This window comes from Rickettsia asembonensis (genome assembly GCF_000828125.2).
Classification (GTDB): Bacteria; Pseudomonadota; Alphaproteobacteria; order Rickettsiales; family Rickettsiaceae; genus Rickettsia; species Rickettsia asembonensis.
The window spans coordinates 1-21,692 of sequence record NZ_CP011517.1 but is presented as its reverse complement, the minus strand read 5'-3'; the positions used below and the strand labels follow the sequence as shown (position 1 = coordinate 21,692).

Sequence of the window (21,692 nt, the reverse complement as noted above, 5' to 3'; positions counted from 1 at the left end):
ATAGTACCCTACAATTTTGTAGAGATGTTGAAGAAAGGTTGATTTAAAGGGTAATAAAGTAGTATAAGGTGGATATTTTTGGGAAACAATGCACCAAATACTACTTCGAGAATTAATTTTATATATAGATGGAAATAAATCAAGATTAAAATGTTTGTCTGGAATGATAATCAGTCTAATGACTGGAAGTTCTATTTATCAAAAAGGTTTAGCCCTTGGTATTGTAGGTAATGCTAAAATATCATCAAAAACCCATAGGATTTATCGTTTTTTGAAAGAATTTACTTTTGATTATATGAAAGTTGCATCATTGATATTAAGCTTTTTTGGTATAGAAAATTATGTTGTAGCAATAGATCGAACAAACTGGAAATTTGGGAAATCAGATATTAATATTTTATTTTTAGTAATTATAATTGGTAAAATATCAGTGCCAGTGTACTGGAAATCTTTACCGCATAGTGGGGTATGTTCTGGAGAATTGATGGAAGAATTTTTACAGAAATTTATTAAAAATTTGGGTGTTGCAAAAATAAAGTATCTACTGGCTGATCGGGAATTTATGAATAAAGAATGGTTAAATTTTCTGATAAATAATCACATAAAATTTGCTATTCCCTTAAAAAGAGATAACAAAATTCGCCTTGAAAAAAGTTTAAAAACTATAACCATTGTAAAAATATTTAATGATCTTAAAGCTTTAGAATATAAGGTTTGTAGCGGTGTATTGTGGGATAAAAAAGTTAATTTTGCTGCATATAAAAACGATAAAAGTGAACTAATGGTGTTGGTATCATCCATTGAGATTGAAGTTGATATTTTCGCTTTATATAGATATCGATGGTCAATAGAACGGTTGTTTAAGCATCTTAAAAGTGGTGGTTTTGATATTGAAAAAAGTCACTTAGTAAATTTGGATAGATTTGAGAAATTATTGGTGGTGGCTGCTATCACTTCAGGCTTAATAGTTAAGAATGGATTAATACAAAATGCACTAAATCCAATTCGTATAAAAAGCTATAAAACTATTGAAAAACAACTATTCTCATTATTTACTTATGGCTTTGATTATATTAAAAATGCCTTCTATCAATCTATAACAGCTATAACTCAACTCATAGATACCTTATTACTACCTCCAAAAAAAGAGCTTTTTCACACTCTCAACTTCCCATTACAAAAATTGTAGGGTACTATGGTCTCTACTTTCGAGAATTTTCAAATGCTAATGGCAGCATAATATCTAAAATCCTAGATTTTAGTGAAAATACCAGCCATGGGTTACAGATGCGACAGAACCGTCTTTAAATCAAATCTTTGACAAATATGGTCATTATGCAGGAAGTAGCTTATTCGATCAATTCGCCACCAAATTCATTTTTAGAAATACCGATCCAAGTACCGCTCGTTTAATTACTGATATTTTTGGAAATATTGAATATCAGTCACAACAAAAAAATACCTCATAGGAGCACACGAACATAGAGATGGAGTTTCATATACAGAGCAGGAAAAAAGAAAATCCTTAATCACAACGAACGATATTGCAAGCCTTAAGGATCTTGAATGTTTTGTAGGTCTTCCTGATCCGCAAGTACGAATAACAAAGCTACAACTTTCTCCAGCAAAGGTAGTGTGTATAAACAAAGGTTATATTCCTTTGGATTTGCCTAAAGAAGCAGCATTAGAGCAAGAATTAAAAAACAAAATACTAAGTAATGATCAAGCGGCTGGAAAATACCCAACTAGGTTCTATGGCGAGTACTGGTCACGATATTAATGAAATATCTGATGAAGAGTATGCAAAAGAACTAGAAGAGGCACGCCCAAGCAAAATCACTTTGCAATGAAACTAAAGCATAAATATTAACAATAAAAATGAGGATAAATATGATAAAAGAATCAAATAATCAAAACCGAACTTCAGAGGCAAAACAAAATATAGTAGAGGTAGAGGAAAATACCCAAAATACAGAAAATAGTGTAGAATCATCGCAATTAGCAACTGATCTCAATACAGAACACAGCATTAATACCAATACAGTGAATAAATTAAAGAATCAGATTAGTTTTACTACTAAAGCACTAGAGAAGCAGCAGCAAGAATTGAGTAAAATTCTATCTAGTAGTGCAGACCAACTTAATGATGCGGTTAGAACGTTTGACGAAACTATTGCTGCCCAAAAAAATCAATATGAGATACTGCAAAATGAAGTTGGAGTTTTAACTATATTGCCGGAACAGCTAAAAAAAGAAATCAGTAATATTCTGCCTAATATGGCAAAACATATTGATGATGTATATCAGGAAAAGCTACAAGCATTAAACAATGCACATAATGATACTGTGGCTGCAAATAAAGAATTAACCAGTGTGTGCTTGATCAAAAGTTAGATGAATATAGTAAAAAACTTTCTGCTAGTGCTGCTCATGTTACAGAATGTAGTAATATTGGTTTTCTGAAGAACATGTGTCTAGTGGTATTATTTTCAGCAATTATATCAGGCGGTACTGCGTATTTAGTGACCACTAAATTTCTAAGATACCTTACGGTCACAGGTGCAAATAATGTTACAATCCAAGATTGTGATGTGAGTGTTTTAGGAAAAGCTAAAGATAATGACAATCTTATGGAAAAAATGACAAGAAAAAATTGCCTCAGAAAAATTGATCCTGACCTGAGGAGGTAAACCCACAAATGTCAAAAGTTGGAAATATTGGATTATGCTATACCATTATAATCAAAGCCACAATATAGTTGGTCTTGTGGATACATTAATAAGAAACTTATTGTATTACCTAAAAAATTGTTATAACGTGAACTGTAATTATTTTGATATAAATACTAAAACATCAGTTATGGTTATGTTTTATGACAAAGAAAAGATCTCCATCAGGTCCCACAGGAGAAAGTCCTGAGGCAAAAAAGCAAGATAGCAAAGCTACTCCTCCTCGTCAAGGAATTCAGGAACGACAAGGGGCAGATGACGCAAATAAAGTACAAATTAAGATATATGCTACAATAGGTGATGGTAATTGTTTTTTCCATGCCGTATTTGGCAATAGAACTAATTCTGATCATTATAAAACTGATAATGCTCGGGATATGCGACAAGAGTGGTATAATTTCTTGAAACAATTTGATTCTCTAGAAGATCAAAATATGCCTCATGAATTGCGGGAGCGGTTAGAGAAGATTTTCTCGGCTCAAGACTTATTGAACAAGTATCAAACTGCCTCTCCAATTAATAAATCAATTATTTACCATAAATATTTGCAAGACATACAACAGAATAGCCATTATGTCATGTTTGAGGAAATACCTATTTTAGCTTCTTTAGCCAAGATTCGAATTATACTAAATGTAAGTAACACACTAGACATTATTAATCCTAATCTAGAATTATTAGGTAACTATAATACAAATCAGACATTGTGGGGTAACAAAAAAGAAGCAATTATATATCATCAAGGAATACACTTTTCTCATGCTGAGATATCCAATGGTGGTCAAGCACATGACGCCAAAGTGATTCAAGGAATGGAAGTACATGTTATTAAAGGATGGGATAAATCTAATCCAGGTTCTGATATAAATAAAGGATCGGATCTAAAATATCGTATAGATGATTTATTAAGTAAATTATTTGGAATAGAGATTAGTGATAATCAGTATGCGAATATTACGATTAATGATAAGAATGGTAATTCTCAAATAACAGTATGTCGTCCTCAAATTATTGGTAAGTCAGTTGAACAAATGCATAATATTACGTCATACATGGTTATTAGCAAAGCTCTTAAGAGCCAAATAAAAGATGTACTAGCAGTTGGCAAGGTTTATATACTAAATACTTTTATAGATTATATACTAGCTATATCAAAGCAAATACAAGGTTTATGTTTAACACAAGATGAATATAACACTACAAAGCAGAATATATCATTAGATGAAGACTTTTTTGATTTAAGGATTATTACAAAAAAAGATAATACAGACACATGGTATTTGACTACTAATACAAGCGTCATTAAGAAGTTAAATAAACTTACCACAAAGGACATCAAAGCGATAGGTTCAGAGTATAATGAATCAGTAGCAAAAGAAAATTATATATTTCATCTTCAAAGATATATTAAATATGTATTTAATGGTCTAAAGCAAACAATGCTTGATAGTCTGGATAATTGTGAATTCACCGCAAAATTTATAGCATCAATCTTTGATCAAGAAGGATATCTTATTGAGAAGAATAATGTTCTATTCAAGCAAATCTTCTTATACAAAACAGTAAAGGAGGCACGTAGTGTCTATGGTCAAGAAGTCAAACTACCTAATAAGGATACTGTCGAATACATTACTAGAACAAATTATAAAAAAATAATAGGTGAGACTAAAGGTCCATATGTTAGAATTATTGACAATAAGGAAACAATAGTTGAGAAGTCGGTACAAGCACTAGATACAATAGAGCAATTAATGAATCATAGTTTGTGTCAGAATAATGGTAAAATTGATGATTTGCTATCACAATATAATGGTAATTATAATCGTGACATCAGAGAATTAATAAATAAATATGATGAAAGTGAATCTGATGATGAAAGTGAGTTTACATTAAAAGATTATAATGAAGATTTATCACATGAGAATTTATATAAAGCATTTCACTTTCATACCGCTAAAGCTCTATATTTTATATGTGATTTTCAATCATTAGGACAAGGTGACCGTATATTAGTATCTACACAAGAAGAAGGAGAGAAAACAGAAGCTATTAAAGTCTATCCTTCTGCTACAGGGAAAGGGATAGAACTATACTCTGTTATAGATAAATCTGATATTCAACCAGAGAAATTAATAACACAAGTTATTGCTCATATTTCCATACTGTTATCTCCTTTTGCATACTTACGTTCTCATATTGCCTTTGAACGGGATAAGGAACAATTATCACCAATAAAACAAATATTTAACTCTTTTTGTAAATTACTGAAGGCAGATTATAATTCACCTGATATTTTAGACGAAAAATGGTCTGGTGACTTAGAATATCAATTTAATACAAAAATCGTAGATGCTTTAAAAGGAATAGATTTATTGGGTAATGATGTACAACAGTATGATTTTGATTTTTCGTAGGACAAACTTATAATAATATTTAAAAGAGAGGTATTATGCCATATAATACAGTAGTCGTAGGTGGTCTTATTAGATTTATATCTAAAGAGTTAGATAAGAATGAACAAAAGATTATTACCGATTGGATAAACAAGAATATATTAATTCCATCATCAAAATTAGATTTTAAGCAAGCTTTTGTTAAGGCTCAGAAGATAATATTTGCTGAATATATTGCTCAAGGCAATATTGCAAGTATTAAATCATTTATGAATGCAGTGAATGCTTGTGAAAATAAGAAATTAAAGAAATTGGTATGTGAAATATTATCAGATGTGTGTCTTGAGCAGAAAAGGTTTTTATCTACAAATACAAAGTTATATCAAGAATTGACTAAAATATTAGATTTCCAATATGACAGTATCCAAGATAGTGATTTAAAGAGAAGTGTAGTAGGGAAAATAATAGAAGTAAGTCAGATTGTACAAGAAGCAAACATTTGCAAGACAAGAGATCCAGAAGCTATAAAAAAACAAAAATGGTACATAAATAACTTTATAGAAAAGTTGTTTAAAATAGACATGAGTCAAGATGTATTAGTAGATATTGTAATTAATGATGATCCTAATAATCCATGTGATAATCAAACTACCATAGTGGGTCGTCCTAAAGTGTTAGGAAGCTCAACAAAACAAATGCGCCATGTGACGCCATATTCTTTTATAGAACATGCTATTACGGAAATGATCATGCAAGTAAAAAGTGATGCTAGAAATAAAACATATATAAATGATATAATGGAAGCTATTAAACCACTACTTAAAAATAAACAAGGTATCTGTTTAACAGCAGATCAGTATTCTAAAGTAGTATCTAATATTACACCACAAAATGAAGAATCTGAAAGATTCAAATTATCTACAACTAGTAATGAATACTACTTAATATATAATGAGAAATTTATAGAACAATTTGAAAAATGTAAAGATTTTTCTCAAGATGAAAAAGATAAGGCTAAAGGAGATTTTAGTACTAAATTTGAAAAATATATTACTTATGGTATAAAATATCTTATTGAAGAAATATTGGATCTAAAAGATGTTAACACTGTAACAATAGTCTGTGAAGGAATTGCAAGGATAATATTAACATTATTTAATCAAGAAAAATATGCTGCTTTTCCTGAAGAAGGCAACTCTGTGAAAGACGAAATTCGTGTATATCAAAGTAGCAGTGATGCAGAAAAACCACAAAATAAAGAATATGAAGTATATTCTCATGCAGAAATAACTAAAAAATTGAATGATCAGACATGGATATCACAGTATGATCAATGTATTAGAATTGTTGATAATGAGGGAGCAACAGTAAAAAAAGTAGCAAAAGTATTAAAGATTATAAGTTTACTAGTTAAACGTGAGTTAACATCGATATCACATAAAACAGAAAAAGAGGATGAAAAATATCAAAAAGAATATAACGAGAAATATAATTTTAAAGTAAATGAGCAAAATCTTAAGTGTCAAGACAAGTATAATGAAGAGATTGATATTAAAAGTAATTTGATGGATATGTTTCAATATCATATAGCGAAACATTTATACTCTGTGTTTGATTTTAAACCTTTAGAGCAAAAAGTATTAGTACCTAAACAACAGGTAGGTAATGAAATAATAACAGTATATCCATCTGCTAGCGGCAAGAAAACAGCAGAATATTCTGTGCAAGATGGAAAACAATATAGGGAGTTACAATATAATTCTAGGAAAGGCTATAATGATGATGCAATATTTCGTATGGAAATGAGTAATGAGGATACTATAAATGCATTAAAGAACAAGGTTGTTAATCATATTATCATTTCTCTTTTACCTTTTAGGGAATTAGAGATCGGATGTATGTTCGATAAAGCACAATGTGAAAGGGCTACAATACTTCAAGCATTCTGTGAGTTAGTAAAAGTAAGATATGCAACAGAAAGTATGATACAATTAGATGATAAATGGATAGATGAAATACAAAATGAATGTTCTAGATATTTTGAAGATCTGTTAGGTGAATCTGAAATTATAGAAGACAATTATAATTTGTAATTATAACAATTAATGAGGTTAATTATATGTATAAAAATGTTCCACATAGTACTCTAAAAAAAGGGTATGTTGAATTTTTAGCTTCTAAAGTTCAAAGCAATGATGTGCAATCTGTAACAGAATGGGTAGAAGAAAGTTTAGTAAATGATAATCCTAAAGTTGACAATGCTCGAAAATATGCTTTTTATGAGGCGGAGAAAATAGTACTATCCGGGTATATTGATTGTGGTTTTAATGAGAAGTTTGATAAACTGCTTAATGCAATTGATAATGAAAAGTTTGATCAAGAATTTAAGGAGCATCCAAATTATCCTAAACTTAAGGCAAATGAATGTCGTGTTCTTGCAGGCGCTATAATAGAATCAAAAAAAGCATTAGAAGAAGATAATACCATGCATAAAAAGTTAGGTGATTTACTCAGTAGTAAATATCAAACACTCAAAGATATAAATTATGATGTTAGCCAAATCAAAACAATAGATACTGCTCTTCAAATTGTTCATTATGAAACCAGTACACTAGGATCTACCAGTGATAGTACTGATTATTAGATGTATGAGGCACCGTCAAGTATAGAAGTCAAGATTTGATCTTACGAGTCAATCATAATTTTTGTGTAAGTTGTTAAAAATCATTTTCTAATAATGCATATTTAAAATCTCCACATAGTATCTCAAATTGATTCAAAGCAAGGAGACCATTCTTTAATAGGCATTGTCCATTTTTTAGATGCATTTTTAAGAGCTAAGTAGATAATTTTAGTGATAGATTTATCATCTGGGAAAACCCCTTTATTTTTGATAATTTTACGGATTTACGGATTTGTCGATTTACCGATTCTATCGTATTGGTAGTATAGATGACCTTTCTAATCTCTTTAGGGAAAGCAAAGAAAGGTACTATACCGCTCCAATTACGTCTCCATATATCAGAAATAACTGGGTATTTACTATCCCATTTTTTAGCAAACTCTTCTAATGCTAAAATGAATTTAAGCCTAATACAATAAACCGTAAAATATTAAGTTTGAAATATTTTTAGCCATATTCTCATTATTTGCTGTATAGATTTGTTTTAAGTCAGTTGCTACTTCTTTAAGATTTTTGTAAGAAACATACTTGGGTAATATGACAAGTGGGTGCCAAATCCGACATTAGCAGACGTTTTGGGTCAGTTTTTGAGGTATTTTGGTAAAATTATATCTTACGATTTTCTGATCGCATAAGTATTATTATGCGTTGTAATATTACTAAATTGATCGTATAAATGGTATTTTATAATAAATTATCTGTATAAAAACTAATCGTATAATAAGTTATGACCAAAATAAAGGAAATTGAAGATTTTATAAAGTACCAAAAAAATCTTAGTAAATCAGAATCTACATTTGATTAGTTATAAAAATGATCTTATTATTTTTGCCCGTTGGTTTAATAAAGTAAATCACTACTCCTTTACTATTAATAAAATTACTCCAACAGATATTAGGTTATATAAACAATATTTAATAGATAATGAATTTAAGCCTAATACAATAAACCGTAAAATATTAAGTTTGAAATATTTTATGAAATGGGGATGGAATACTAAGAAAATGGCTTATCGATTTCCATTTCCAAAACTTGTCAAAGAGCACTCTATTACAGCTAGGTGGTTGGATAAACTTGAACAGAACTCGTTACTAAGGCATTTTGAAAAATATGGTAAAATAAGAGATATTTCAATTATAAAAATTCTACTAAATACAGGATTAAGAATACAAGAACTTTGTAATTTAAAATGGAAGCATATTACCATAACCGATCGCAAAGGTAGCCTTATTGTCAATTATGGCAAAGGTAATAAATCTAGAGAAATACCTTTGAATAAGTCAGCAAGATTAGCTTTTGAAGCTATAGATTATCACGTTAATGTTGGTAGTAGTGATAAAATTTTTATTGGACAACGTGGTAATCTAACGCCCAGAGGAATTCAATTGATGATAAAAAGAATATTAGCCAATACTGAGCTATCAGATATTAGTCCACATGATTTGCGTCATAGTTTTTGTAAAAACTTAGTAAATAGTGGTGTAAGTCTTGAGAAAATTGCTATGTTAGCTGGGCATGAGAGATTAGATACTACAAAAATATATTGCTATCCTTCTTATTCTGATTTGAATGAAGCGGTTGATAGAATCAGTGAGGAAGAATGAGTAGGATCATAATTTTATCACCGTATGAAATTAAGAAATTTGATAATGCTCCCTTATTTAATGATGAAGAAAGACACAAGTTTTTTAATATTTCTGCGTCAATAAAAGTTAAGCTAAACAATTTAAATGCTAATGATAGCAAAGTTGGCTTTGTTCTACAATTAGGCTATTTAAAGGCTACAGGTAAGTTTTATCATAAATATAATGACAATGATACATTATTTGTAAGTCAACTTCTTGGTATAAATTTGACTGGACTTAATAATTATGCTGAAAGAATACGCCTGAATCATAAATCAGAAATTTTAGCAATGCTTAACTATAAGCCGTTTAATAAAAACAAAGATTTATTTGAAGAACATATAGAAAATTTAGTATCTAAGCAAATACATCCACGCAAAATTATATTTGCTATGGTAGATTTACCATAGTACCCTACAATTTTTGTAATGGGAAGTTGAGAGTGTGAAAAAGCTCTTTTTTTGGAGGTAGTAATAAGGTATCTATGAGTTGAGTTATAGCTGTTATAGATTGATAGAAGGCATTTTTTAGGAAAGCATTTAAGCATCACGATCTTCCTGCGAAAGTAGTAATAGATAAGAGTGGTAGTAATACTTCTGCTCTTACTGACTTTAATAAAAACTTACCTAAAGAACAAAAGATAAAAATACTTCAAAATAAATATCTGAACAATCTGATAGAGCAAGATCATAGATTTATTAAGAAGCGCACTAAGCCAATGCTTGGTTTTAAGAGTTTTCGTAGTGCTAAGATTACTATTGCTGGTATAGAAAATATCCGTATGATTCAAAAAGGACAAATAGTAGGAGCTAATGAGCATGTCTCTACTTTCGAGAATTTTCAAATGCTAATGGCAGCATAATATCTAAAATCCTAGATTTTAGTGAAAATACCAGCCATGGGTTACAGATGCGACAGAACCACTAACAGTATAGTAGTACTAAATATATAGGTAGTCAACAAAAATTGTTACCGTAACAATATTTTTTTTAAAACCATGATTATTTTAAACATTCAAAATTTTTTAGAACGGAACTTAAAAGATAATAATATAAATAGAAAAGCTTTTGCACTAGAAAGTGGAATACCTTACAGCACCATTACTCATATTATTAAAGGATTTAATAATAATCCCTCTATTATTACAATAATTAAAATTGCAGATTTTTTTAACTGCTCTATAGATGAAGTACTAGGCAGAGAAAGTATTTATTATGGGGTGCATAACTACAATTTAATTGTAAATCAAGAGATAATAAATTTAAATATTAAAAATTTTCTTTTAGTAAAATTACAGGAGCAAAATATCAATATTCACAAATTAAGTATAGAACTCGGATTTAGCTATAACTCTTTATATAATTTTGTCCATAGAAAAGTTTCACGTAAAGTTATGAATAGTGATATGATACTTAAGATTTCTAATTATTTTAATGTTTCTATAGATAGGATGATAGGTAGGGTTGCTGCATAAAAGTTTTTTTGTTATGTTATTTGTATTGTAAAGTAAGGTAAAATATCGTAATGGGTTTGTAATATGAAAAGAATAGCTTTAACTGGTGATAAAGGGGGTGTTGGAAAGTCAACAATATCTGCCCTATTAGTACAATGGTTTTTGTATAAAGATTTTTCCATAAATATTCTTGATGCCGATCCAAATAGAACAATATCTACATGGATAGAAAAATGCAAAAGTAGTGGTTTTAATTTTTGCACTATTAATAATCCTGAGGTTTTAATTATAGATACTGCAGGAACATCGGGAGCTGGATTGATAAAGCATGTTAGGGAATCTGATTTAATTATTATTCCATTTCAACCACATATTGCCGATCTGGAAATCGTAGTTGGTTGGTATCTTTCTGTTAATTCATTAATACAGAAAAAAACAATTTTTTTTCCAAACAGACTTGAGATAACGAATGAGCAGAAAGAAGGCATTTTTCAAGTCGACAAGATAATTCAAGAACAAAGTAATGGGATTATATTACCTGGTCTTGGGAATCGTCCTGCGGTATATCCTGCATTATTGAATGCATTATCACAAAATTATTTTAGTACATTAAAAAATGAAAAAGTATTAAATGAATTGAGGAGTAATTTTACTATTATAGAAGAACAATTATTTAAAGGATGAGTATGGAAATATTAGCAAAAAAAGAAAAAAAAGCTGTACATAAATCTTATGAGGAAATTGGTAAAAAAAATAGAAATCAAATTATCTCTTTACGCATCAATACAACACTATACAATACATTGCAAAATTATTTGTTAGGTATGCATAATATTTCTGATTACACTTTCAATTCTATTTCTGATATTCTAAGATTTATTGTAGAAAAACTAATGATTAGTGGGCCTATAAACACACACAAATATATTCAAAAAAATGATGATTGTATTGAACTTAGTATTAGGGTAACACAAGATCATAAAAAATATTGGGAAACATTACCAAACAGAAGTAAAAAGAAAATTATGGAAAAAGCTATTTGTGTTTTTATAGAAAATAAATTATAAATATGTTACTGTAACAATTTATACAAAAAATTTAATCAGTAAGTACTGAACCTGGAAAGTTTTTAGTACTTACTGATATTAACTTTTACATAACCTTAGGAGCCATGTACAGTGAGTATAACACAAAACATACAATCATTCAATAATAATTATACATCCCTACAGCACATAGGCAATATAGCCCATCACAAGGGCAAAAGTGCTACTAGTTACGGTAGTGTTAATTCCTTAACTACTCATAATAATCAATATACCTTACTATATCCTGATTTAGTGCAAGAATTATTTAATTTCTCGTTGCATAATAGCAACAGTGTAAAAAATAATGCACTTTTCTTAAGAAATGGTAGCTTCAATAATACAAAATCTTCTTCTTTAGACTCTTCTTTGTCACCTCGTGACATATTATTTTTCTTGCAGATTGTATCACTCTATCAGTTAGAACTAAGCAAAGGTAATACTTTTATTACATATCCTTCCTTGAAACTTGCTAAACTTCTTGGTGTTGATGCTTCTTGTGATACTACTCACCTTACTGCCAATACTCATAATTCTGTTAATTCTTTAACTGACGCTAATATGAGAGCTACTATTTTAAAGATGACAGCTAAACTTGAGTCTTTAGAGATGCTTAAAGTATTTAGAAGAAAAAGAAGTAATGGTATGGACATGGCTAATAAGTTAATACCTGTTCTTCCTGATAGGTTGTATGCAAGGATTAAAGAACTACCAGCTAACTTGAAAGTAAGTGATAGCTCTAAATTAGAGCATGAATCTAACTTAGAACATATCTTAAGAACTAAGTTATTTGTTCCCATTGAACTTGAATTTATGAAAAGCTTGTTTAAGAATAATTTACCATCTAAATATAAGCTATTTTTCTTAAACTGTATTATGTCTGCTTATAGGAATTTTAGGCATAACTCTCGTGGCTCTAACATACTTTCTTTTTCTGCTACATCTAGTGAGTTAATACAAAAAAATAACATAAGCCGTAGTACTCTTGATAGGATATTTAGATATGTCAAACAACAAGGTGATAGCTTCTTCTTACAAGTAGAGCACAAATATACTAAATCTAATGATATAGATTGTAATAGATATGACAAATCTATTTTTGTCATATCTATTAATCCTGTAGTATTTCCTATTTCTAAAAAAATACATTCTCAGGAAGCAGAAATTACAGAATTTGATTATGATATTTTTCAATGTTCTAATCCTTGTATTTTTCCTGATACTTATAGGGGGTTTAAAACGGTATGGTCAAAAAAACAGCCTAGCATAATCAAAAAAACAGCCCTTAATAATAAAGATATAATAATAAAAGAAAATAATAAAAATATAGATGCAAATATCAATAAAAACCTAGATGAAAAAAATGAAGTACTAGATAAGTTATCTAAAAATAACCAGATAAAACCACAAACATTTCTGCAAACTTCACATTCAGATCATTTGGAAAGTGAGCAAAGCTCACTTTCATCTAAATCTTTAAAAAATATATTTAAGGATTTTATGGATGCTTTACCGTTTCAGTTCCAAGATATCTCTGACAGAAAAAACAAACTAAACATTCCAAACAATTGTAATACTATCATTCCAAAGCAAACAGCCTCTTACTCTACCAATATTGGTATCCATAAGAAAACAGCACCAAAGACTAAAGCAAGCAATGACAGGAAACATAAAGACTTCAGACATTTTTATCCAATATCAGAGAAAGACGCAAAGACCCTTAACTTTAAAGCAAATAGAGAATTTGGTACTAACTTCACAAATCAGTTACTGTTAAAGCTCTATATCAAATATCCTGAGAAAAGATTTAAGAACAGATTTACGTTTCTTAGCTACATGGTCAAAGCATTAAAGGAAGAAAACCATCAAGCTATGCTTGTTAATAATCCCAGCTTCAGATTCAGCTGTAACATAGACGAGCAGGAAAAAAGAGTATTGGAGTGCGAGCAGTATTTAATCAAGGTGGAGAGTTCAAGTGGTACTTGCAAGATATCACAGGTCAAAAAGAAGATAGCAGGGAGATTTAGCTCTGAGATATCATATTCGATTCTCACAAAGGCAAGATTTATAGAAAGTAGTAGTAAGGAGTTATTAACCATATTACTTCCTGAGAATCTAGCCTTAAGTGATATGCAAAGAGAGATATTAACGAGCGAGGTATGTTCAGTATACGGCAATAATAAGTGCTATCTTGATAGAGTTAAGACAGGATTGAAAATATCAGCAGCAGTAGCGAAGGAAGAAGGAAATATAGAAGAAGCACAAAGTGAATCTACATCTGATCTGAGTTGCAGTAAACCAAGAAGCACCCCTTTAAGCACTCTTCCTGAAGATAGCGTATGGCGTCAAGTAAGGCAGGCGCTAGTACTGCAGTACGGCAATGGCATAGATACAGCTTGGTTTTCGAAAGCAGTAGCTAGTGAGTGCAAAGAAACTAGCCTACTACTACTTACCATGCCAACAAGGTTTATGGCTGATTGGGTGCGTAATTACTATTCGCATGTGATACGGAGGCTAGCGGGTAGTTGTGGGATTAAGAGTGTGGAGTATGCATATGAGTGAGATTTTACAAGAGCTAAGCGTATTATTTAAAAATGCAAAATCATTAGAAGAAGTGAGAAAGAATATAGTTTGTATTACCACGCCATACCTAGATCGGCACAATGATTACATACAAATATACTGTACTAAAGATGCAAATGATTATCTGTTAACAGATGAAAGTTAGACATTAGATAATTTGGAGCAATCAGGATTTGTATTAGAATCTGCTAAGAATCGAGATGTTTTAAAAGCTACATTAAACAAATTTGGTATATCAAGAAAAGGCATCGAATTGTATATGAAAACAGGTGAGACAGAATTAAATATAGCACAAGAAAATTTTGCTAGAGCAATTTTTAAAATTAACAGTAAGGAGTTAGGATTATGAGTGAATACAATGATTTCATAAAGTTATTAACTCACGGTGAGATAGGTAAGTTTTTTGATAAGTTAAAGAAGTATTTTATATGTTCGACCTCTTATCATGATTTTCATTGCGAGCGTGATTACCATAATTTAATGGGAGGTATATTTGCTCCATTATCTCATAATTACATTATAGAATCAAATTTAGAATCTGGTTATGGCAGGTTTGATCACCGACTTATTGCAAGAAGAGATAAAGGATACAAAGCATTTATTATTGAGTATAAAGTAGGCAAAGAAGAGAAAGAATTAGTCAAAATAGCTCAAGAAGGATTAAAACAAATGAATGATAAAAAATATGGAACTACAATCGATAATTATCCTCACATAAAGAAAATATTTAAAATTGCTGTAGCTTTTTGTGGTAAGAAAGCTGCAGTAGAATACTCTATTTTGAGTTAGTACGTTAGGAATATGAAATTATTAAATAATCAATAAATTTAAGGAGCAAAGCAATGAGCAATAAAGAACAAAATATAGAATCAAATATAGAGACCGAGATTGTGAAGAGCAACCGGATATTATCATTATCAGGAGGAGGAGTAAAAGGGATAGCAGAGTTAGTGGTACTCGCTGAGATAGAAGAGCGGACAGGTAAGTCTATAACGGAGTTATTTCCAATAATAACAGGCACTAGCGTTGGAGGATTAATAGCAGGTTTGCTAACTATAGCTAAACCACTATAAATTAGTTATAGATTTGTGCGTTACTAAGATAATAGTAATCAGTATTTGAAATTATTATTCATAACTGTTTTATAGTGGTTCAGCTATATTCCCAGAGAACCAGGCAGTAGTATATCAAAATATAGTGCCAAAGAGGCTTTAGAGATATTTAAGGAAGCAGCACCGCAAATATTTCCAGATGAGTTATTAAGCCGAGTAAAACAAGTATTTACGCATAAATATAGTCAGAAGCCATTAGAGAAAATATTTAGATGATCATTTAGGAAATATGCGTTTAAGTGAGGCTACATCACGCTTAATGATACCGGTGACAAATTTAAATACAGATGGTAGGGAAGTAGAAGTATTTGATAGCCATAATCTATTTGGGACAAGCGGTCATAGTGATCCAAGCCTTAAGGATGTGTTGCTTGCAACGACAGCAGCACCTACTTATTTTAAGGCGGTAACGAATGCGAGTGCAATTGCAGGTATATTAATTTAATAGGTGAAGATAGCGATATAAATTAATACTATACTAATATGTTAATGAAAAATTAACCTATTTTGTTATAGTTTTGTTTTTTTGTATTAATTTTTGCTGTTGTTTTCTTATGTGATTTGTAACTAGTTTATTTAATTCCTCACGTCGTTTTTTATAATTGTATGGAACTATGCCGTCTATTTTTGGATCTGTATTTTCATCGATGAAGACAGAGAATTATTGTATGAGCGTTTTGGTTGCATATTATATTTCTTAAATATTTTCAATAAAATCATGATCAAAAGAATATCTGTAAAGAACAGAAATTTAAGATTTTTTAAGGTTAGAGAATTTATTAGTTTTTGGCGGTACTTCTTCTTTAGTAACTAAGCTAGCATTCGTCCCATCTAAGTTATAACGCTGAGCTCCTTCAATAAGAAGTTCTTTATATCTGCAATCAGAACAATATCTTCTAAAGAATCTACGAATTTGTTGTTTTGAGAAATTATCTTGCTCGAGTTCTATAACTTCTTTACTTATACCTATAGCAAGAGGTTTTGCGGGGTTAGAGAAGCATAGAGGATATTTTGTTTGTAGTAATTTTAAGATTTGTTTAGATTTATCTTTCCATCGCATGAGTTTAGTTTTAAGGGCTTCTTTTTGCTCTAGAGCTAAAGCCTTGGCTTTTTCTGCTTTAATTTGTTCTTTAGCCAATTTAGCGTCTTGAGCTTTATTATGACCCATACTAGGTTTAACGGATTTACCTCCAGTTAATTGGGCACTCTCGGGATTTGGTGTTTGTGCTACTTGCTTATCGAAGATGACCACTTGTTTTTTAAGGATTGGCGTAACAATACTGACTGGTACTTTAAGCTTTAATGTAGATTTTGCAGTTTGCATAGTATTTTACTAGCCATTCTTTAGTTTGTTGATTTCATCAACAGTAAGCCCAGTAACTTTAGCGATAAAGTCAGTATCAGAGCCAGCATTATACATATTTTTAGCTACTTCATATTTCTCTTCGTTTCTACCAATCTGCATGCCTTCGTTTCTACCAATCTGCACGCCTTCGCTTCTACCAATCTGCATACCTTGTTGCATACCTTTTTCTACACCTTGTTGTTCCCAATGATGAGCAAGACTAGTCATAAGTTTTTCTCCTTGCTGGTTATTTAAACGACTTTTAAGTATTTTTTCTAATTCTATTTTATCAGATTTTTCAATTTTAATCAATGTATAGGTTAATATCAGCTCTAGGTAATCTATACCAATATTCATTTTAGCAAGTTCCGGTAATAACTCTGCTACCTCATACCATCTTTTAAGTAAGTCTCTCTCGTGTATATGTTTCATGAAGAATTGCAGTATCCCTGCCCAAGTTTTTTTCTTTAGCTCATCGTCAGGAATGTCATGAACATTAATAAGCTGATGGTCTTTATTCCAAATATCTTGCATCAACTGTTTATTTTTAAATAAGTCCCAAAAGTTTCTAGGGGCGTTATAGTGTTTTACTCCATTGTAGAACACGAGGGGGTATACAAAGGATAAATGTTTACTATTTGGGTGCAGGGTTAAGTGTCTTGCTATAATATCCATCATATACTTAAATAGCCTAAAAGCCATGAAGTGATCAGGAGTACTTTGATGTTCTAACAGAATCCATAAATAACCAGTCTCATCATTAAACTTAGCCGAGAACAGAATATCAGATATGGAGTTTTGAAGATTGGGCTCAACAAAGCTTTCTTTTTCCATATTAAGAGTATGAGGTGCAAACATAGCCTTAATATCACGTGGTAGATGCATCTCAAAGAACTCCTTAGCTACTATTGGGTTCTCTAGAGCTTTGCGAATAAGAGCATCATGCCTTGGTCTATCATGAGATTTATTGAAAAATGTATTATCTGTTTTATCATTCATATTTAGTATTAATAATATTGTGATTGAAAATTGTGCTCGGTTTGTATAGGTATAGTATTTCTAACGACTTTCATAATTCTATGAAAAGGCATATGTTCTTGTATCAAGATAACTATATGTTGAGCAGCACATGATAGTATCCAGAATCCAACAAAGACAGGCGTGGCATAGTTAGTAGGAGATATAAAATGCCTATCTAGATGGAAGTAATTAATGATACAACAAAGCCCTAGAAAGAAGAAGAGAAAAACATTCATACTATTTAAAATACTAAGAGAGACACAAAACGAATAATGCAATGTTGTAGCTATGGTTAGTCTAATAGTAAATAGGATGCCATAGATAGCTTTGCTGACCAATTGCAGTATTGATTTAAAGATATTATATCGTTTTGTGTTGGCAATATTTCTCTTAAATGTAATACGTTCTTTCCCATTTGGAAAATTAATCACATTACTCATAATATACCTCTAATATTAATACAAATATTAACTTAATTATTACCTTTTCTCTTCAGTAATCTAGTTTTATTAGCAAGCGTTAGAAACTCTTTAATAATAGGATGATCTTTATTATCTTTGTGAGTAATAAATTTAAGAAAGCCTATTAGTAGTTTATCATCAATATCTACTGCAGAAAATCTATTAAAGATATTAAATATCTCTTCTTTTCTCTTAATTAGCAGGGAGGTTAACTGTACATTTAATTCCGCTTCAATCTTCTGAATACGTTGTTGTTTAACTTTTGCAAGGTTAGCAATCTTAGTACTAGTTGCGAGTGGTTTTGTAGCCATATGAAATATATTTGTATTACCCAATACATACAGTATATCAAAACCAGAAAATAACTCTAGAAAAAAGAGTAATAAATGCCAATTTTATAATAAAAGTGTTAAATAAATCATTCTTTCTTATAGATATTGCGGGGGAGTTTGAGTGGGCGGCAAGCCCCCTCGTATACTAAACTTTAGAAGTTAGAAAATTATGAGTTATAATTCAGAAATAGTAAGTGCATTATGATGCCATGTAAATGTTGCACATATTACAATCATGGTTGATAGCTAGCTTGCTTAATTGATGAGCGCAAGCTATCAACCATGTTGGCTACGAAATACTTTAGAAATATTAATATAAGAAAAAGGAATTCTTTAAGTAATGAACTATAAAGATACTTTTTAAAAGTACTTAAAATATCATTATTAATGAGAGCCTACGGCAGCAAGGCAATAGTTTCGCTTAGAGAACCTCAAGACCCGTACGGGTCTTTTTTAGGACTGCACCCCCTATACCAATCCATCCTTAATCACCCTCCTCTTTCCTTCCATACCAAAGAATTTGTTGCGTCCAACCTTGCTCTAATCTATATTAAGTAAACAGTAAAGAAGAAGCAAGTAGCACTAATTATACTAGAAATGTCACCATTTCATATAATTAGAAAAGCCTGCAGCAAGCTCTCATTGAATAAAAACAGAATGTAAGCACCAGTACAAAAGACAAAGAAAGATTGTTTGTACGAATAGCAAAAAACAAGAATGGCAAAAGAAAGACAAGGAATGAGCAAGAAGAAAGAGATTAAATTAAGAGTAAGCGAAGATTTGTATAATAGTTTAAAAGCGAATATGTCTAATCAAAGTATATCAGTCAATAGAGGAATAGTAGAGTTGCTAAAACAACAAAGAACTATTACAGACCAACTACTACTTACAGAGAAAAGTACCAAAACTACTTTAAAAAAGATCACAGAAAAAAGAATAAGGCTTACCGAAGATGAGGTTCAAATACTAGAGCAATATGCACAAGAGAACGGGTGGAAGTTAACGCAAGAAATAAGATATCGCGTAATAGGAAGCATTAGCAAAAACGGTAAAATAAGCGGCGAAGAGATGCGTGAATTAAGAGAGAATAGAAATGCAATTAATGCATTAGGACGTAATATTAATAGAATAATTAGAGAGGGTCGTATAGTAGATCAAGAAGGAAAAAATGTGTGCAAAGATTTAGTAGGTCATATACTCAAATTAAATAAGCAAATAGAGAAAATAATTCAAGAAAGTGAAGAACGATTTTTAGTTAACAAGAAGTCAAGATAGGTGGAAGTATAATGGAAGTATATGTAGAGAAAGAATGGAGGTATAGGAGAAGTAAAAAAGCGAGTGAATCTACATTTTCATATAAGATCAATCAAAAAAGAAAAGGCAATACCAGTAGCGGCATAAAAGGTAGCAGAGAGGTATTTGTAAAGTTTACAAAAGGAGCTAAATCACGAGCAGGTATACGTAACGCAATCAAGTATATTAGCAGAGATTATACGCTAGAATTATCAGATGACGATGGTCTTAAACAAAGTAGCAAGGAAGATATAGAGGATACAATAAGATTTATGCAAATGCATACATCTTTACCACAAAAATACGGCATTGATTTAACGAAAAGTTTAACGTTTTCACCACCGAAGATAGCTGGTGTATCAAAGGATGATACATTAGAAGCAGTAAGAAAAACATTAACGTCTATGTATCCCGATAATTATTTCGTGATGGCATACCATACGGATACTAAAAACCCACATGTCCACGTAATAATAAATGTAAACAAATCAGATGGCACTAGAATTAGAATCAGCGGTGACAAAGATTATGATGAGATGAAGAAGCGTTTTGCAAATAATCTTAAAGATTACGGATATGATGTTAAGTCAACCATTAAGAAAGAAGAGATAAATAGGGAATGGAAAGAGTTAACATCTAAGACCAATAGAAACGAATATGAAGTAGTAGAATTTGGAAGCGGTAGCTATCAGCTTGATAAAACAAAAGATCGCAATAACTACCTTGTTTACAGGACTAATAATGGCAAAGAAGTTACTGTGTGGGGCAAGGGGAGATAACCTCCGAGATCAAGAACAATGATGTACGAGTAGGTGATAAGATTAAACTAAAGAAAATAGGCACAAGGGATATTAAAGTACCTGTATATTCTAAAGATGGTAGTGAGATTGTGTCATGGAAAAATGCTAAGCGGAATATTTGGGAAATTAAGAATTTAAGTCGTGATATAGAGATCAAACAAGAAATTGATGAGGATAAGTTCGCTGAAATTAAGTTAGATGGTGAGATAAGGCAACGAATGCATATAAAATCACGCGAGGAGTTTAATCATGAGAAAAATTTAATCGTAGATACTGAGTATAAATTGAGACACGAGCATAAGCAAAATCTTACACGTAGCATCAAATGATAATATCTTAGTTGCCTAAATACTATTACTTGGCCTGATACTAAAGATCGTGCGGGGAGCGGCAAAGTTGGAGAAAGTACCGAGTTAAGAAATGACTTTCATAGTTAAGATAATTGTGCTATAAAATCTTCCAGATTTTTTGCAGTTTTGGTTAGCAATGTACTGAGACTGGGAATTATAGGAACTAAATACCAGGACGCACAGTGATAGATACAAATCAAATTATAAAAAATAATACTATACCAGAAAGCAAGTTATCAAAGAAACTCCTTGATAATATTATAGCTCATATTGAATCAGCAAAATCTCATGTAGCAAGTTATACCAATTCGGCATTGGTATACTTCTTGTATCTGAAGAGTTGGTAGTGTCAAATATTAATTATCCATAAGAACATCGCTTATTAAGGCATCTCAATATTTGTTTTCCAACTTTCTAAGTAAAAGAAC

Annotated in this window: 22 protein-coding genes and 5 pseudogenes; 22 read left to right on the top strand and 5 right to left on the bottom strand. The window is 30.8% G+C overall.

What is annotated here, in order from left to right:
* The first annotated feature begins 88 nt into the window (after positions 1-88).
* From SB78_RS00115 to SB78_RS00095, 8 genes and pseudogenes are all read left to right on the top strand, one after another.
* Entirely contained in the window at positions 89-1,189 is a 1,101-nt protein-coding gene (locus SB78_RS00115) for an IS4 family transposase (protein ID WP_062638844.1), read from the top strand.
* A gap of 124 nt (positions 1,190-1,313) precedes the next feature.
* Positions 1,314-1,780 (top strand): annotated as a pseudogene (locus tag SB78_RS08935) (type IV secretion system DNA-binding domain-containing protein).
* Positions 1,719-1,850, top strand: a complete 132-nt coding sequence (locus tag SB78_RS11370; protein ID WP_277813920.1) for a hypothetical protein — start codon at positions 1,719-1,721, stop codon at positions 1,848-1,850. The pseudogene SB78_RS08935 and the gene SB78_RS11370 overlap by 62 nt, the downstream one beginning before the upstream one ends.
* Before the next feature lie 40 nt (positions 1,851-1,890).
* Positions 1,891-2,394, top strand: coding sequence for a hypothetical protein (locus SB78_RS09825; protein ID WP_199402663.1), 504 nt, complete (start codon positions 1,891-1,893; stop codon positions 2,392-2,394).
* The gene (locus SB78_RS07345; protein ID WP_241773624.1) at positions 2,376-2,690 is read left to right on the top strand and encodes a hypothetical protein; all 315 of its coding nucleotides are present in this window, start codon (positions 2,376-2,378) and stop codon (positions 2,688-2,690) included. Before SB78_RS09825 ends, SB78_RS07345 begins: the two co-directional genes overlap by 19 nt.
* A gap of 182 nt (positions 2,691-2,872) precedes the next feature.
* Positions 2,873-5,143, top strand: a complete 2,271-nt coding sequence (locus tag SB78_RS00105) for an OTU domain-containing protein (protein WP_041078780.1) — start codon at positions 2,873-2,875, stop codon at positions 5,141-5,143.
* A 35-nt stretch (positions 5,144-5,178) separates the two neighbouring features.
* Entirely contained in the window at positions 5,179-7,215 is a 2,037-nt protein-coding gene (locus SB78_RS00100; protein WP_041078779.1) for a hypothetical protein, read from the top strand.
* A 26-nt stretch (positions 7,216-7,241) separates the two neighbouring features.
* Positions 7,242-7,766 carry a hypothetical protein gene (locus SB78_RS00095; protein WP_041078778.1) on the top strand — a complete coding sequence of 175 codons (525 nt, stop codon included), beginning with the start codon at positions 7,242-7,244 and terminating at the stop codon, positions 7,764-7,766.
* A gap of 122 nt (positions 7,767-7,888) precedes the next feature.
* Here the strand turns inward: SB78_RS00095 and SB78_RS07340 are convergent.
* A pseudogene (locus SB78_RS07340) lies at positions 7,889-8,193 on the bottom strand (transposase); the annotation flags it as partial.
* 409 nt (positions 8,194-8,602) lie between these two features.
* On the opposite strand from SB78_RS07340, the gene SB78_RS00090 reads away from it, so the two are divergent.
* The 11 genes and pseudogenes from SB78_RS00090 (at position 8,603) to SB78_RS00040 (ending at position 16,108) form a co-directional block, all read left to right on the top strand.
* On the top strand, positions 8,603-9,409 hold the full coding sequence (locus tag SB78_RS00090; protein WP_041078777.1) for a tyrosine-type recombinase/integrase: 807 nt from the start codon (positions 8,603-8,605) through the stop codon (positions 9,407-9,409).
* Entirely contained in the window at positions 9,406-9,840 is a 435-nt protein-coding gene (locus SB78_RS00085) for a DUF4158 domain-containing protein (protein WP_041078776.1), read from the top strand. The genes SB78_RS00090 and SB78_RS00085 overlap by 4 nt, the downstream gene beginning before the upstream one ends.
* A gap of 110 nt (positions 9,841-9,950) precedes the next feature.
* Positions 9,951-10,292: pseudogene (locus SB78_RS00080) on the top strand (DDE-type integrase/transposase/recombinase); the annotation flags it as partial.
* A gap of 135 nt (positions 10,293-10,427) precedes the next feature.
* Complete coding sequence (locus SB78_RS00075; RefSeq protein WP_052458482.1) at positions 10,428-10,904, top strand: helix-turn-helix domain-containing protein; 477 nt, start codon at positions 10,428-10,430, stop codon at positions 10,902-10,904.
* A gap of 63 nt (positions 10,905-10,967) precedes the next feature.
* Entirely contained in the window at positions 10,968-11,567 is a 600-nt protein-coding gene (locus tag SB78_RS00070; RefSeq protein ID WP_041078775.1) for a ParA family protein, read from the top strand.
* Between the two features lie 2 nt (positions 11,568-11,569).
* The gene (locus SB78_RS00065) at positions 11,570-11,950 is read left to right on the top strand and encodes a hypothetical protein (RefSeq protein ID WP_146624975.1); all 381 of its coding nucleotides are present in this window, start codon (positions 11,570-11,572) and stop codon (positions 11,948-11,950) included.
* A 111-nt stretch (positions 11,951-12,061) separates the two neighbouring features.
* Positions 12,062-14,530, top strand: coding sequence for a DnaA N-terminal domain-containing protein (locus SB78_RS09820; RefSeq protein ID WP_041078773.1), 2,469 nt, complete (start codon positions 12,062-12,064; stop codon positions 14,528-14,530).
* A pseudogene (locus tag SB78_RS10410) lies at positions 14,517-14,900 on the top strand (DUF1828 domain-containing protein). The gene SB78_RS09820 and the pseudogene SB78_RS10410 overlap by 14 nt, the downstream one beginning before the upstream one ends.
* Positions 14,897-15,340: a PD-(D/E)XK nuclease domain-containing protein gene (locus tag SB78_RS00050; RefSeq protein ID WP_041078771.1), complete on the top strand. Its 444-nt coding sequence runs from the start codon at positions 14,897-14,899 to the stop codon at positions 15,338-15,340. The pseudogene SB78_RS10410 and the gene SB78_RS00050 overlap by 4 nt, the downstream one beginning before the upstream one ends.
* A 53-nt stretch (positions 15,341-15,393) precedes the next feature.
* Positions 15,394-15,606 (top strand): annotated as a pseudogene (locus tag SB78_RS00045) (patatin-like phospholipase family protein); the annotation flags it as partial.
* Positions 15,607-15,892: 286 nt separating this feature from the next.
* Positions 15,893-16,108 carry a patatin-like phospholipase domain-containing protein gene (locus SB78_RS00040; RefSeq protein WP_052458480.1) on the top strand — a complete coding sequence of 72 codons (216 nt, stop codon included), beginning with the start codon at positions 15,893-15,895 and terminating at the stop codon, positions 16,106-16,108.
* A gap of 306 nt (positions 16,109-16,414) precedes the next feature.
* On the opposite strand, the gene SB78_RS00035 is transcribed toward SB78_RS00040, so the two are convergent.
* From SB78_RS00035 to SB78_RS00020, 4 genes are read right to left on the bottom strand one after another with little or no spacing between them, the layout of a single operon-like run.
* The gene (locus tag SB78_RS00035) at positions 16,415-16,987 is read right to left on the bottom strand and encodes a ProQ/FINO family protein (RefSeq protein WP_041078770.1); all 573 of its coding nucleotides are present in this window, start codon (positions 16,985-16,987) and stop codon (positions 16,415-16,417) included.
* A gap of 9 nt (positions 16,988-16,996) precedes the next feature.
* Positions 16,997-18,007, bottom strand: coding sequence for an Rpn family recombination-promoting nuclease/putative transposase (locus SB78_RS00030; RefSeq protein ID WP_041078769.1), 1,011 nt, complete (start codon positions 18,005-18,007; stop codon positions 16,997-16,999).
* Positions 18,008-18,015: 8 nt separating this feature from the next.
* Positions 18,016-18,468 carry a hypothetical protein gene (locus SB78_RS00025; RefSeq protein WP_041078768.1) on the bottom strand — a complete coding sequence of 151 codons (453 nt, stop codon included), beginning with the start codon at positions 18,466-18,468 and terminating at the stop codon, positions 18,016-18,018.
* A 32-nt stretch (positions 18,469-18,500) separates the two neighbouring features.
* Positions 18,501-18,800, bottom strand: coding sequence for a hypothetical protein (locus SB78_RS00020; protein ID WP_041078767.1), 300 nt, complete (start codon positions 18,798-18,800; stop codon positions 18,501-18,503).
* 738 nt (positions 18,801-19,538) lie between these two features.
* On the opposite strand from SB78_RS00020, the gene SB78_RS00015 reads away from it, so the two are divergent.
* The 3 genes from SB78_RS00015 to SB78_RS00005 are packed head-to-tail and all read left to right on the top strand — an operon-like array spanning position 19,539 to position 21,243.
* A complete protein-coding gene (locus SB78_RS00015; RefSeq protein WP_041078766.1) occupies positions 19,539-20,096 on the top strand; it encodes a hypothetical protein in 558 nt (185 codons plus the stop codon).
* Positions 20,097-20,107: 11 nt separating this feature from the next.
* The gene (gene mobP1 / locus SB78_RS00010; protein WP_041078765.1) at positions 20,108-20,893 is read left to right on the top strand and encodes a MobP1 family relaxase; all 786 of its coding nucleotides are present in this window, start codon (positions 20,108-20,110) and stop codon (positions 20,891-20,893) included.
* Positions 20,875-21,243 carry a hypothetical protein gene (locus SB78_RS00005; RefSeq protein WP_041078764.1) on the top strand — a complete coding sequence of 123 codons (369 nt, stop codon included), beginning with the start codon at positions 20,875-20,877 and terminating at the stop codon, positions 21,241-21,243. Before mobP1 ends, SB78_RS00005 begins: the two co-directional genes overlap by 19 nt.
* The last annotated feature ends 449 nt before the right edge of the window (positions 21,244-21,692 follow it).